General features: G+C 68.7%; 13 protein-coding genes and 1 tRNA gene. 9 read left to right on the top strand and 5 right to left on the bottom strand.

The window, feature by feature from the left end:
• Positions 1 to 272: 272 nt before the first annotated feature.
• Both ACO2RJ_RS01975 and ACO2RJ_RS01980 read left to right on the top strand, forming a co-directional pair.
• The gene (locus ACO2RJ_RS01975) at positions 273 to 1,451 is read left to right on the top strand and encodes a vWA domain-containing protein (protein WP_423266336.1); all 1,179 of its coding nucleotides are present in this window, start codon (positions 273 to 275) and stop codon (positions 1,449 to 1,451) included.
• Between the two features lie 104 nt (positions 1,452 to 1,555).
• Complete coding sequence (locus ACO2RJ_RS01980; RefSeq protein WP_423266337.1) at positions 1,556 to 2,812, top strand: GNAT family N-acetyltransferase; 1,257 nt, start codon at positions 1,556 to 1,558, stop codon at positions 2,810 to 2,812.
• A gap of 22 nt (positions 2,813 to 2,834) precedes the next feature.
• Here the strand turns inward: ACO2RJ_RS01980 and ACO2RJ_RS01985 are convergent, their stop codons facing one another.
• The 3 genes from ACO2RJ_RS01985 to ACO2RJ_RS01995 form a co-directional block, all read right to left on the bottom strand.
• Entirely contained in the window at positions 2,835 to 3,863 is a 1,029-nt protein-coding gene (locus ACO2RJ_RS01985) for an NAD(P)/FAD-dependent oxidoreductase (RefSeq protein ID WP_423266338.1), read from the bottom strand.
• Positions 3,864 to 4,028: 165 nt separating this feature from the next.
• Positions 4,029 to 4,349 (bottom strand): 2Fe-2S iron-sulfur cluster-binding protein, encoded by a 321-nt coding sequence (locus tag ACO2RJ_RS01990; RefSeq protein WP_423266339.1) that lies wholly within the window; start codon positions 4,347 to 4,349, stop codon positions 4,029 to 4,031.
• A 235-nt stretch (positions 4,350 to 4,584) separates the two neighbouring features.
• Positions 4,585 to 4,959 carry an Hpt domain-containing protein gene (locus ACO2RJ_RS01995; RefSeq protein WP_423266340.1) on the bottom strand — a complete coding sequence of 125 codons (375 nt, stop codon included), beginning with the start codon at positions 4,957 to 4,959 and terminating at the stop codon, positions 4,585 to 4,587.
• A 341-nt stretch (positions 4,960 to 5,300) separates the two neighbouring features.
• Here ACO2RJ_RS01995 and ACO2RJ_RS02000 point away from each other — a divergent pair, with 341 nt between their 5' ends.
• Genes ACO2RJ_RS02000 through ACO2RJ_RS02010 form a run of 3 tightly spaced genes read left to right on the top strand, consistent with a single transcriptional unit; the run spans position 5,301 to position 8,322 of the window.
• Complete coding sequence (locus tag ACO2RJ_RS02000) at positions 5,301 to 5,831, top strand: SixA phosphatase family protein (protein ID WP_423266341.1); 531 nt, start codon at positions 5,301 to 5,303, stop codon at positions 5,829 to 5,831.
• Positions 5,828 to 7,303: a YcjX family protein gene (locus tag ACO2RJ_RS02005; RefSeq protein ID WP_423266342.1), complete on the top strand. Its 1,476-nt coding sequence runs from the start codon at positions 5,828 to 5,830 to the stop codon at positions 7,301 to 7,303. Before ACO2RJ_RS02000 ends, ACO2RJ_RS02005 begins: the two co-directional genes overlap by 4 nt.
• Entirely contained in the window at positions 7,300 to 8,322 is a 1,023-nt protein-coding gene (locus ACO2RJ_RS02010) for a YcjF family protein (RefSeq protein WP_423266343.1), read from the top strand. The genes ACO2RJ_RS02005 and ACO2RJ_RS02010 overlap by 4 nt, the downstream gene beginning before the upstream one ends.
• Positions 8,323 to 8,498: 176 nt before the next feature.
• On the opposite strand, the gene aroC is transcribed toward ACO2RJ_RS02010, so the two are convergent.
• Entirely contained in the window at positions 8,499 to 9,584 is a 1,086-nt protein-coding gene (gene aroC, locus ACO2RJ_RS02015; protein WP_423266344.1) for a chorismate synthase, read from the bottom strand.
• A gap of 120 nt (positions 9,585 to 9,704) precedes the next feature.
• On the opposite strand from aroC, the gene ACO2RJ_RS02020 reads away from it, so the two are divergent.
• Positions 9,705 to 10,244: a PolC-type DNA polymerase III gene (locus ACO2RJ_RS02020; protein ID WP_423266345.1), complete on the top strand. Its 540-nt coding sequence runs from the start codon at positions 9,705 to 9,707 to the stop codon at positions 10,242 to 10,244.
• Between the two features lie 179 nt (positions 10,245 to 10,423).
• Here the strand turns inward: ACO2RJ_RS02020 and ACO2RJ_RS02025 are convergent, their stop codons facing one another.
• Positions 10,424 to 11,269, bottom strand: coding sequence for an AAA family ATPase (locus ACO2RJ_RS02025; RefSeq protein ID WP_423266346.1), 846 nt, complete (start codon positions 11,267 to 11,269; stop codon positions 10,424 to 10,426).
• 217 nt (positions 11,270 to 11,486) lie between these two features.
• Here ACO2RJ_RS02025 and ACO2RJ_RS02030 point away from each other — a divergent pair, with 217 nt between their 5' ends.
• The 3 genes from ACO2RJ_RS02030 to ACO2RJ_RS02040 all read left to right on the top strand — a co-directional run bounded on the left by ACO2RJ_RS02030 (position 11,487) and on the right by ACO2RJ_RS02040 (position 12,789).
• Entirely contained in the window at positions 11,487 to 12,221 is a 735-nt protein-coding gene (locus ACO2RJ_RS02030) for a competence/damage-inducible protein A (RefSeq protein ID WP_423266347.1), read from the top strand.
• Between the two features lie 173 nt (positions 12,222 to 12,394).
• The gene (locus ACO2RJ_RS02035) at positions 12,395 to 12,607 is read left to right on the top strand and encodes a hypothetical protein (protein WP_423266348.1); all 213 of its coding nucleotides are present in this window, start codon (positions 12,395 to 12,397) and stop codon (positions 12,605 to 12,607) included.
• Between the two features lie 97 nt (positions 12,608 to 12,704).
• Positions 12,705 to 12,789, top strand: a tRNA-Leu gene (locus ACO2RJ_RS02040).
• The last annotated feature ends 396 nt before the right edge of the window (positions 12,790 to 13,185 follow it).

Genomic DNA, 13,185 nt, shown 5'->3' on the forward strand with positions numbered 1-13,185 from the left:
GCGTCCGTACACCATACTCATCGGTCGCTTTGGAGGGTCCGTTTGTTCCCTTCGCCCGTTAAGGAACGGTCGCTAACACTTGAACAAACGTATCAATCCCGCCTGACAAACCATTGGTGGCCCCGCGTGCGCCGCTTCGCCCGACGGGGCATACTCCTCGCGTCGGCGATGCTATCGGCGAACGCGGCTATAGAGAACCGCGGAATCCCGCCATTGGCAAACGTCGTTAACGGGTTGTTCACCATGTTCGCGGTCCCGAGAGGCTCTTGGACATGTTTTTGAGGTTCTTCGAAGCGCTGCGCGGAGCTGGCGTGCCGGTGTCGCTGCGCGAGCATCTCGCCTTTCTGGAGGCGCTCGACGCCGATCTCGCCGGCCGCCAGCTGGAGGGACTGCACGCTCTCGCGCGCGCCTGCCTCGTCAAGGACGAGCGCTTCTTCGACCGGTTCGACCGTGTGTTCGGCGAAGTCTTCCAGGGCGTCGAGAGCTTGGCCGACGCGCTCGAGGATGCGGAGATCCCGGCGGAATGGCTGGCGAAGCGGCTCGAAAAGCTGCTCACCCCGGACGAGCGGGCGGCGATCGAGGCCATGGGCGGCCTCGACAAGCTCATGGAGACGCTGCGTCAGCGCCTCGCCGAGCAGAAGGGCAGGCACGAAGGCGGCTCGAAATGGATCGGGACCGGCGGCACGTCGCCCTTCGGGGCCTATGGCTACAATCCCGAGGGTATCCGCATCGGTCAGGACGAGGGGCGCAACTCCAAGGCCGTGAAGGTCTGGGACAAGCGCGAATTCCGCGACCTCGACGACGGCGCGGAGATCGGCACGCGGGCGATCAAGGTCGCGCTGCGGCGGCTTCGCCGGTTCGCGCGCACCGGCGCGCCGGACGAACTCGACCTCGACGGCACCATCGAGGGGACCGCGCGCCAGGGCTGGCTCGACGTGCGCATGCGCCCCGAACGGCGCAACGGCGTCAAGGTCGTGCTGCTGCTCGACGTCGGCGGCTCGATGGATTGGCACGTCCGCGTCTGCGAAGAGCTGTTCTCGGCCGCGCGGACGGAATTCCGACGGCTCGAGCATTTCTACTTCCACAACTGCGTCTACGAATCCGTCTGGCGGGAGAACCGGCGCAGGCGGACCGAAGCGACGCCGACCTTCGACCTGCTCCGAGGCTTTCCGGCCGACTGTCGGCTGGTGATCGTCGGCGACGCCTCGATGAGCCCTTACGAACTCGTGAGCGTGGGCGGGTCGGTGGAACATATGAACGCCGAACCCGGGCAGGTCTGGATCCGACGGCTCGTCGAGCATTTTCCGAAGGTCGCCTGGATCAATCCGCTGCCGGAGAGTCAGTGGAATTGGACGGAGTCGGTCGCCATCGTCCGTCGGCTGGTCGCGAACCGGATGTATCCGCTGACCCTCGAAGGCCTGGAGCAGGCGATGCGGGCGCTGGCGCGTTAACGAAGAATTAAGAAACGCGGCGACGACGAACGCGTCAGGGTTAAAATGCCGGCGTGAGGCGTTTCCGCCTCGCAAACGAGGCGGAGATCCGAGGCGCGATGTTTATGGGGCTCTCTTCGGCCGGCGAGGTCGTTCCCTTGATCGATGCGGCGCTGGCCTTCGCGTCGGCTGAGCTCTCGCTCCTGGGCGTCCGCCAGAGCGGCCGGTCGAAGGCGCCCGCACGCGCCGAGACCCTCGCGCAGGTGAGGCGCGGCGCGGCTGCCATCGCGGCCCTGGAGCCCGCATGGCGCGAGATCGCCGGCTCCGCCCGCGGCGTCTCGGCGTTCCAAAGCTTCGGCTTCGCGCGCGCGGCCGCGGCGTATCACGAGGCGCGCGGCGAAGAGGTCGTCGTCGCGGTGGTGGAGCGGGGCGGGCGCGCCGAGTGCATCCTGCCGGTCGTGATCGCGCGGCGCGGCGGGCTGCGCGTCGCGAGCTTCCTTGGGGACCCGCTCGCCCAGTATGGCGACGCGCTTCTCGCGAGCGGCGCCCCCTCGCGCGCGGCGCGGCTCGCGCTCGAGGGACTGGTCGCTCAGGCCGGGATCGACGCGCTTCAGCTTCGCCGCGTGCGCGCCGACGCCGCCCTCCTGCCCGCCTTGTCGTCCCTTGCGAAGGTCGTCGGCCGGTCGCTCGAGGCGCCCTATGCGGATCTGACGGCGGCGGCCTCGGTCGACGCGCTGCTGCTCGAGATCGGCGGCGCGAAACAGCGCCGCGAACGGGCGCGCTCGCGGCGACGCCTCGCCGAAAAGGGGCCGCTCGTCTTCGACGCCCGGCGGGGGCCGGAAGCGATCGGAATGATCCGCGATGCGTTCGCGGCCAAGGGCGAATGGCTGGCGCGGCGCGGCTTCGTCAGCGCGGTGATCGGCGATCCGAACGCGGCGGACGTTTTCGCCCGCCTCGCCGCGGACGCCGACGACGGCCGATCCGTCGTCGCGCTCCGCCTGACGGTGGGCGGCGAACCGGCCGCCTACGAAGTGGGCCTCGTCCACGGCGGGGCCTATCACGCTTATCTCGGCGCGGTGGCGGAGCCGCTGGAGGCCTTCAGCCCCGGCAAGACGCTGATGGAGGAGACGCTGGCTTGGTGCCGCGCCAACGGGATCGACAGATACGACCTGCTGGCGCCCGCCGACGCCTATAAGAGACAGTGGTCGAACGGGACCGTGCCGGTCCACGACTTCGTGGCGCCCGTGACGCTCGCGGGACGCCTCTATGTCGAAGCCTGGCTGACGCGTCTGCGCCCGACGCTGCGCGAGGCGCTCGAAGCCATGCCGGCCGGGCTGCGCTGCCGGCTCGGCAGGGCCGCCCTTCGGGCCGGCGCCCGCTGATCGAGTCTCGTCCGGCGCGCCGTCAGGCGACGCCGAGCTTCTTCTGCAGATTGGTCGACGACGTCGTGTACTGGAACACGATGCGGCGCGACGGATCGATGTGGCGGGCGGCCGCCTGCGCCATCAGCGCGGCCTCATGGAAGCCCGACAGGATCAGCTTCAGCTTTCCGGGATAGGCGTTGATGTCGCCGATCGCGAAGATGCCCGGCGTCGTCGTCTCGAACTTCTCGGTGTCGACGGGAATGAGGTTCTCTTCGAGATTGAGGCCCCAGTCGGCGATCGGTCCGAGCTTCATGGTGAGGCCGAAGAAGGGGAGCATCGCGTCGGTTGCGATCGTGTGGCTCTTGCCGTCGCTGAGCTTGGCCTCGACTGCCTCCAGCACGCCGTCCTTGCCGACGAGGCCGGTGACCTGGCCGAACACGAGATCGACGGTTCCGGCCTCCACCAGCGCGCGCATCTTGTTGACGCTGTCGGGCGCCGCGCGGAACGCGTCCCGGCGGTGCATCAGCGTGACGCGCTTGGCGACCGGAGCGAGGTTGAGCGTCCAGTCGAGCGCGCTGTCGCCGCCGCCCACGATCAGCACGTTCTTGCCGCGGAACACGTCCATCTTTCGGACAGCGTAGAACACCGAATTCGCCTCATAGGCGTCGATGCCCTCGATCGGCGGCTTCTTCGGCTGGAACGAGCCGCCGCCGGCCGCGATCACGATCACCTTCGCGTCGAAGCGCGTGCCGGCGTCGGTGGTCAGCAGGAAGCGGCCGTCCTCGGTCTTCTCGAGACTCGCGATCATCTCGGAGAGATGGAAGGTCGGATGGAACGGCTTGATCTGCTCCATGAGATTGTCGGTCAAACCCTGGCCGGTGACGATCGGCAGGCCGGGAATGTCGTAGATCGGCTTTTCCGGGTAGAGCTCGGCGCACTGGCCGCCGACCTTGTCCAGGATGTCGACGACATGCGCCCGGATGTCGAGCAGTCCGAGCTCGAACACGGCGAAGAGGCCGACGGGGCCGGCCCCGACGATAACGACGTCGGTCGTGATGGTCTCGGTCATGGCGTCCTGATCATGCGTCAATCGGGCCCTGCGGAGGGCGGGCCTCCGGCCGGGCGAACGGTCGCGCGATCCTCTAAAGCATCGACGGACGGATTAAAAGACGCCTCGGTCGGGGAAAATGCAAATTATTACAGTACACATATGTGTATTTTACGGGCCGCGGGATCAGCCTTGCCGCTCCGGGGTCGTCACCACGAGCCCATCGAGCGCCGGCGTGACCTTGATCTGGCAGGACAGGCGGCTGGTGGGCCGGACGTCGAAGGCGAAGTCCAGCATGTCCTCTTCCATCGGCTCGGGACCGCCCACCGCTTCGGTCCAGGCGTCGTCGACATAGACGTGGCAGGTCGCGCAGGAGCACGCGCCGCCGCATTCGGCCTCGATGCCCGGAATGTCGTGGAGGATCGCCGCCTCCATCACGGTGGAGCCGGGTTCCGCGTCGACGGTCCGCTGCTCGCCGGACTGGTCAATGAAGGTGATTTTAGCCATGGCCCGCCGCTCGCAAGGTCGCTGGAGCCCGGGACGTCGCGCTGAAGCGCGCCGCCGCACGGATCCTCGTCATTCGGCGCGGGTCGGCGATGCGAGCCTGCCGCGTCGACGTCCGACGCGCCTCAGCGAGACGCGGCCAGCCGCGCGGGCTCCTTAGAGCGTTTCGCGGGAGCGCGCCAGCGGATGAGGGCGCGTGCGCCCTCGCGCCTCAAGCGCGGACGGCCGGAGCAGACGATCAGCCGTCGATCCCGAACCGAAGCTCGATGGCGGAGGTTACCTCGGCTACGGATTCGGCGAGTTCGGCGAGCGCCTTGCCGGTGGGCTCTCCGGCCTTGGCCGCGCGCTCCAGCTCCTCCGCCGCGAAGGCCACGCGATTGGCGCCGACGCCCCGGGCCGAGCCCTTAATCGTGTGGGCGAGATCGGCGCGCTGAACCGGGTTGGTCTGCGCCTCGAAGCGGTAGAGAAGGATGCGGGCCTGGCGGCGGAAAAGCTCCAGGACCTCGCGCTCCAGGGCGCGGTCGCCCATCGTCTGGCGGTTCAGGTGATGGACGTCGATCGCCGAGGCGAAAGAGCCGCCCGCTCGTTGTTCATATTGCTGCATGGTGCTCATGATGACTTCACGCTCCATCCCACCAGGGTACGCGGTGGGCCGTTCTTTGTTACTGCGCGCCTCTATGGTCGAAACTTGGGCGCGATAGGTTCAACGATCGCTACGAATTGTATCATTCCGTAGGCAGTGACATTTCCGCCACGTTCTCCAAGATGCCGGGCCGGCATTGAACTGGATCCGAACGCGGCGTTCATTTCCTGTTCACCGCGTCGCGTCGCCCTTCACCGTTCGCCCCGTGAGGGTTTCCGAGCCGTGAACAAACAGGGTTGAGAAAGTCCGAACGGCCCCCCACCTGCGTGACGGCGCCGGTGAGGCGCGCCGAAGCGCCGACCGGGAGCACCATGCGCCGACTGATTCTCTTCAGACACGCCAAGTCCGACTGGTCGGACGCCGATCGCGACGACCATGAGCGCGGGCTTTCGACGCGGGGCAGGAGAGCGGCGGGTCCGATGGGCGCGTGGCTCGCGGGCCGGGCGTTCCAGCTCGATCTGGTGATCTGTTCGACGGCGAAGCGCGCGCGCGCGACCTGGGAGCTCGCGAAGGCGGCGTTCCCGGAAAAGCCGAAGGTCCGGTTCGACAACGGCATCTACATGGCCACCCCGGAAGCGCTCCTCGAAACGGTGAGGGCGACGCCGGCTGAAGTTCAGACGCTGCTGATCTTGGGTCACAACCCGGGGTTGGAACAGTTCGTAGAACTACTTGCTTCGAAAGGCGACTCCGAGGCGCGCCGGACGCTTTCGGAGAAGTTCCCGACGGCCGCGATCGCCGTTCTCGACTTCGCCGCCGACGGCTGGGCCGACATCGCGCCCCACTCGGCCCGGCTCGATCGCTTCGTCACCCCGAAGCTGTTGGGAATCGGCGAGGCCGCATGAGCTTCGGCGGGCTGATCGACGAAGCGCGGATTGTCGCGCGCAGTCTCGCCGACGCCGCGGCCGGCGCGCTGGATCCGACGCTCAGGCTCGGCGTCACCGGCCTGTCGCGGGCGGGCAAGACGGTCTTCCTCACGGCGCTGGTCCAGGCTCTCGTCCATGGCGGCCGGCTCCCGTCCTTCCGCGCCTATGCGCAAGGCCGCATCGCCGGCGCGCGCCTCAGCCCGCAGCCGGACGACGCCGTGCCGCGCTTCGAGGTCGAAACCCATCTGCGCGCTCTGACGGGGCCCGACCGCGTCTGGCCCGAGTCCACGCGCCGCATCTCGGAGCTTCGCGTCGTCGTCGACTTCGAAAGCCGCGGCGGGTTCCTCAGCGGCTCGCGTCCGGGACGCAAGCTGACGCTCGACATCGTCGACTATCCCGGCGAGTGGCTCCTCGATCTCGCGCTGCTCTCGCAGGACTTCCGCACCTGGTCGACGCGCACGCTGCTGTCGAGCGAAGGCCCGACGCGCGCGCCCATCGCAGCGGAGTGGCGGGCGCATCTCGCGACCGTCGATCCGCTCGCGGCGGCCGACGAGAGCGTCGCGCGGGAAGCGGCCGCGAAGTTCACCGCCTATCTGCGCGCCGGCCGGGACGACCGCGTCGCGCTCTCCACGCTGCCCCCCGGCCGCTTCCTGATGCCCGGCGACATGGAGGGCAGCCCTGCGCTGACCTTCGCGCCGCTGACGATTCCGGCGGAGGGCGACGCGCCGTCCGGCTCGCTCTGGGCGATGATGGAGCGGCGCTACGAGGCCTATCGCACGCTGGTCGTGAAGCCGTTCTTCCGCGACCACTTCGCAAGGCTCGACCGTCAGATCGTGCTGGTCGACGCCCTTGCGGCGCTGAACGCGGGGCCCGAGGCCGTCGCCGACCTCGAGACGGCGATGACGGACGTGCTCGCCGCCTTCCGCCACGGCCAGAATTCCTGGCTCTCGAGCCTGTTCCGGCCGCGCGTGGAGCGGCTGATGTTCGCCGCGACCAAGGCCGATCATCTTCACCACACCAGCCACGACCGGCTGGAGGCGATTTTGCGCCGGCTCGTCGGCCGCGCGATCGAACGGGCCGAGTTCGGCGGGGCGGCGGTCGACGTCGTCGCGCTCGCGGCGGTCCGCGCGACGCGCGAGGCGAGCGCCCGGCAGGGCCGGGACGAACTACCGGTGATCATCGGCGTCCCGGAAAAGGGGCAGCGTTCGAACGGGCAGGTGTTCGACGGGGAGGAGGAGATCGCGGTGTTTCCGGGCGATCTCCCCGCCGATCCGGAGGTCGCTCTGCGCTCGGGCGGCTATGTCGGCCGCGCCGCGCGCGAGGATGGCGGCGACCTCCGGTTCATCAAGTTCCGTCCGCCGAAGATTCTCGCCTCCGAGCGACCGCCCCAACTGCCGCACATCCGGCTCGACCGGACGATCGAGTTCCTGATCGGGGACGCGCTGATATGAGTGAACCGCCACGGAGGCCGGCCACCTTCCGGCTGAACGACCCCTCCGTCGTGCTCGGCTCGTCGGATGAGACGGTGTCGGCCTCCCGCGGCGGCGTCGTCGTCACGCCGCAGCCCGACGCCTTCGACGTCGGACCGGAGCCGGCCGCCGTTCCGGTGAAGCCGCGAAGAAAGGGCGTCTCGCTCGGCGGCCTGTTCTGGAGCGCGCTCGGCGGCCTCGCGAGCCTCGCGCTCGGCCTGTGGGCGACCCGGGTGGTCGAGGATCTGTTCGCGCGCTCCGACTGGCTCGGATGGATCGCGCTCAGCCTCGCGGCGCTCGCGGCGCTCGCCGGGCTCGCGATCATTGGCCGCGAGGCCCTCGCGCTGATGCGCCTCAACACGATCGAGGATCTGAGGACCGCAGCCGACGAGGCCCACCGCGCCGACGACGACAAGAAGGCCAAGGCCGTCGTCGAAGAGGTCGTCGCGATCTATGTCGGACGGCCCGAAACGGCGCGCGCGCGGGCCGCCATCGCGAGCCACGCCGACGAGATCATCGACGGGCCGGACCGGCTGAGGATCGTCGAGCGCGAGCTGATGGAGCCGCTCGACCGGGAGGCGACGCGCGCCATCGCGAACGCGGCCAAGCGGGTTTCCGTCGTGACCGCGGTGTCGCCCCGCGCGATCGTCGACCTCGGCTTCGTCCTGGTCGAATCGACGCGCCTCATTCGCCGCATCGGCGCGATCTATGGCGGACGTCCCGGCGCGCTCGGCTTCCTGAAGCTCGCCAAGCATGTCGGCGCGCATCTCGCGGTCACGGGCGGGATGGGCGTCGGCGACGGCCTGCTGGAGCAGGTGGTCGGCCACGGGCTGGCCGCGAAGCTCTCGGCGCGGCTGGGGGAGGGCGTTCTGAACGGTCTGCTCACCGCCCGCGTCGGGCTGGCGGCCATGGCGGTTTGTCGACCGATGCCCTTCGTCGAGCGCAAGGCGCCGACGGTGCGGGAGGTCGCGGGCAATCTGTTCGACGTCGGCGGCCGCTGAGCGAAAAAAAACCGCCGACGCGAGGACTGCTTGCACGCGCCGGCGGGAGGATTAGTCGCAGTGCTTCGCCGCCTGAAGATCGGCCGCGAGGTGGCCAGCCTTACGGCGCCTGCCGTGAACTGGATTTGACGCCGGTCAGCCCGGACGGCGCTTTTCGTCGCAGCCGCAGGCGACGTTCATCCCACCTGCCCGCGGTGGCGCAGCATGTGGTCGGCGAGCGTCAGCGCCATCATCGCCTCGCCGACGGGAACCGCGCGGATGCCGACGCAGGGGTCGTGGCGGCCTTGCGTCGAGACGTCGACCTCGGCGCCCGTCACGTCGATCGACCGCCGCGGCGTGTTGATCGACGAGGTCGGCTTCACCGCGAAGCGCACGACGATCGGCTGCCCCGTCGAGATGCCGCCGAGCACCCCGCCGGCGTTGTTTGAGAGGAACCGTGGGCGGCCGTCCTCGCCCGCCCGCATCTCGTCGGCGTTGGCTTCGCCGGTGAGCCGGCTCGCCGCCATGCCGGCGCCGATCTCGACGCCCTTGACGGCGTTGACGCTCATCATCGCCGAGGCGAGGTCGGCGTCGAGCTTGCCGTAGATCGGAGCTCCAAGCCCCGGAGGCGCGCCTTCGGCGACGATCTCGAGGGTCGCGCCGACCGAGGAGCCGGCCTTCCGCACGCCGTCAAGATAGCCCTCCATCTCCTGCGCCGCGATCGGATCGGGGCAGAAGAACGGATTGTCGCCGACCGCCTCCCAGTCCCAGCGCGAGCGGTCGATCTCGATCGCGCCCATGGCGACCAGCGCGCCGCGAATCCGGATCTCCGGGATGACCAGCCGCGCGATCGCGCCCGCGGCCACGCGGCACGCGGTTTCGCGCGCGGAGGAGCGCCCGCCGCCACGATGGTCGCGCACGCCGTATTTGGCGTCATAGGCGTAGTCGGCATGTCCCGGGCGGTAGCGCTGGGCGATGTTCGAATAGTCCTTCGACCGCTGGTCGACGTTGCGGATCAGCAGGCCGATCGGCGCGCCCGTCGTGGTGAGCAGGCCGTCCGCGTCGCCGATCACGCCCGAGAGGATCTCGACCTCGTCCGGTTCGCGGCGCTGGGTGGTGAAGCGGGATTGTCCCGGCCGCCTTCGGTCGAGCGCCGCCTGCACGTCCGTGCGCCGGAACGTCAGCCGCGGCGGGCAGCCGTCGACCACCGCGCCGATCGCGGGACCGTGGCTCTCGCCGAAGGTGGTGAGACGGAACAGGTGGCCGAAGCTGTTGTGCGACATGGCAGCGAGCCTATGCCATGGCCCGCCCGCCCGGAAAAGCCGTGAATTCGACGCGCTTTGCGATTGCGCCGCGCGTCCCCAGCCAGCATAAACCGTGAAGCGCCAGTCCAGAGTAGCCCGATGTCAACGCCTCTCGAAAGCATCGCCGCGGGCGAGACCGCGTATGTCTTCTTCGATCTGGAGACGACGGGACTGACGCCGAAGCGCGACCGCATCATCGAAATCGCGGCGCTGCGCTTCGACCGGGCGACCGGCGAACTCGAAACCTTCCAGACTCTGGTGAAGCCCGACCGCGCGATTCCAGCCTTCGTCCGCGCCATGACCGGGCTGGACGACGCCGCCTTCGCGGAGGCTCCGACGCCGAAGGACGCGCTCGCCGGCTTCTTCGCCTTCGTCGGCGACGATCCGCTGGTCGCCTACAACATCGGCTTCGATCACGCCTTCCTGGTCGCGGAGGCCGAACGCGAGGGCCTGCAGGCGCCGACCACGACGGTCTGCGCCATGCGCTTCGCGCAGTCGCGGGTGAAGGACGTGCCCAACCATCGGCTCGAGACCGTCGCCAAGGCGCTCGACTGCCCCCGACCGCGCGCCCGCCGCGCGATGGAGGACTGCGTCACCGGCCTCGCGGTGTTCGAAAAGACGCTCGAGCTGTCGTCCTAGAGCGCGATCGCCTCGCTTTGAAGCGAAAGATCCTCGCCCGTCATCCCGGGCTTGTCCCGGGATCCATTCCCGCCGCCGGCGGCATATCATTGAAGACGCAGCGGAAATGGGTTCCGGGACGAGCCCGGAACGACGGCTGCGACTGAGCGACTGAACGATTCCGGGCGACGTGATCGCGCTCAGCGCTGCCCGCGGCGCATCATGAAGGCGAGGCGTTCGAACAGCTGGACGTCCTGCTCATTCTTCAGCAGGGCGCCGTGCATCGGGGGGATCGCCTTGCGCGGGTCCTTTTCCATCAGCGTCTCGGGCGAGATGTCCTCGATCAGCAGCAGCTTCAGCCAGTCGAGCAGCTCGCTGGTCGACGGCTTCTTGCGGATGCCTGGCACGTCCCGCACCTCGTAGAACAGCTGCAGCGCCTCCGAGAGCAGCCGTTTCTTAAGCCCCGGAAAATGCGTCTCGACGATCGCGGCCATGGTCTCCGGATCGGGGAAGCGGATGTAGTGGAAGAAGCAGCGGCGCAGGAAAGCGTCCGGCAGCTCCTTCTCGTTGTTCGAGGTGATGATCACCACCGGCCGCTCGCGCGCCGAAATGGTCTCGCCGGTCTCGTGGACCGAGAACTCCATCCGGTCGAGCTCGCGCAGCAGGTCGTTGGGGAATTCGATGTCGGCCTTGTCGATCTCGTCGATCAGCAGGACGGGCCGGGCCGGCGCCTCAAAGGCGGTCCACAGCGGGCCCTTGCGGATGTAGTTCGCGATGTCGTTGACGCGCGCGTCGCCGAGCTGGCCGTCGCGCAGCCGCGCCACGGCGTCGTATTCGTAAAGCCCGTGAACCGCCTTGGTGGTCGACTTCACGTGCCACTCGAGCATCGGCGCCCCGAGCGCCCTGGCGATTTCGGCGGCGAGGGCGGTCTTGCCGGTGCCGGGCTCGCCCTTGACCAGCAGCGGCCGCTCGAGCGCGATCGCGGCGTTGACCGCGATCTTGAGGTCGTCGGTCGCGACGTAGTCGCTGGTGCCTTCAAAGCGCATCGAGGAGGTCGCTCCGTCCCGGACAGGTGGTCGGTTGGCCATAGCGCGTCGGGACGCGCGACATCTAGGCCTTATGGCCGCGAAACCGAGCCGTTCGCGAGGAATCTTCGGCGGGAGCCGCTTCGGGCGCTCCGCCGCCGTCCGCCCTGGGAAGAATCCCCGAAGCTTGCGCGGCCCGCGCCGTCCGCTAGCTTCCCAGCCTCCCCGAGGCCCAGCCATGTCCAAAGCCGAATCCGTCACCGCCGCCGTCGTCGTGATCGGCGACGAAATCCTGTCGGGCCGCACCAAGGACACCAACAGCGGCCACATCGCCGAGACCCTGACCGGGCTCGGCATCGACCTCAAGGAGGTCCGCGTCGTCGCCGACGACCAGGCGGCGATCGTCGAGGCGGTGAACGCGCTCCGGGCGCGCGTGACCTACGTCTTCACCTGCGGCGGCATCGGGCCGACCCATGACGACATCACCGCCGACGCCGTCGCCGCGGCCTTCGGCGTCGGCATCGACCATGATCCGCGCGCGATCGCCATGCTGCAGGAGCGCTTTCCGAATCCCGCCGACCTGAACGAGGGACGTCTGCGCATGGCGCGGATCCCGGTCGGGGCCGATCTGATCGCGAACAGCGTGTCGAAGGCGCCAGGCTTCCGGCTCGACAACGTGTTCGTCATGGCGGGCGTGCCGTCGATCATGAAGGCGATGCTGTCGGTCGTGGCCCCCCAATTGAGGTCGGGCGTGAAGCTCGAGAGCGAGACGGTGCGCGCCGACGCCAAGGAGGGCGACATCGCGATCCCGCTGGCGGCGGTCCAGAAGGCGCATCCGCAGGTCGCGATCGGCAGCTACCCCTTCGTGGAAGGCGACCGGTTTAACACCAACATCGTGCTGCGGTCGCGAAACGTCGAGGCGCTGGCCGCCGCCCGCGCCGCTTTGGAAGCCATGCTCTCAGAGCTGCGCTAAAGGCGAGATTTGCGACGAAAGTCGGATCGATTATAAAGATTTGACGAAAGAATGGGACCTGAGCCATGCACAAATCGCATGGCATACCAGGATTTTTCGCGCATTGTGCGCTGCGGCAGGGCGCTTATCTTCAACCCCGTGAGGCGAACGCCTCGTAACCGTTGGAGATAAAAGTGGCCCGCAATCTGTCCCTCGCCATCGGCCGGCCCACGCCGTCCCTTGGCTTCCATGAGATCGTCGCGGAGGTTCGCGAGACGTTCGCCATCCTCGCGGCGGCGGGACGTGTGGCCTCCGCCGTCGACGCGCGCAGCGCGCCGGCCTATGCCGACCTGAAGACGCTCGGCGTCGAGAAGGCCGACGTGCTTCGGCCGCCGTACCGCTTCTGATTTTTCCAGTTCCTCCCCCCTGCGCAATCCTCCCGCGCAGGAACCTCAAAGCGCGCCGCTTGCGGCGCGCTTTTTTTATCTGCGATACCGGTGGCCTGCGGACGTGGCGAAACCGGTAGACGCACGAGACTTAAAATCTTGCGCCGCAAGGCGTGCGGGTTCGAGTCCCGCCGTCCGCACCAGAATGCCACGCCTCCAGGCGATCTTCAGAGCCGTGTCGGCCGGCAACGACGATCTCGGCATCCCGCCTTACAATGGCGGCCTGTTGAGGCGTCCGCCTCGCCGATCCTCGATCGCGCTCAGATCCCCGACTCTGTGATGGCGATGGTGATCTTCGGGCTCAGCCATCAGCCCGAGGAACGGCCCGGCCGCGGGCGGCAGCTACTACACGCCCGAGGAGCTTGTCTCGCTGATCATCGCCCGCGCGGTCGGGCCGCTGGTTGAGGAGCGTCGCGAGACGTTTCGCCGGCAGGCGGCGTCGCTCGCCTCAGACGGCAGGCCGCTCGCCGACCGGCTGGCCGAACTCCGCACGATCGATCCAGCGACAGGAGATGGCGCTCGAGCAACGCCTGCGCCTC

It is taken from the genome of Hansschlegelia sp. KR7-227 (assembly GCF_049446035.1).
Taxonomy (GTDB): domain Bacteria; phylum Pseudomonadota; class Alphaproteobacteria; order Rhizobiales; family Methylopilaceae; genus Methylopila.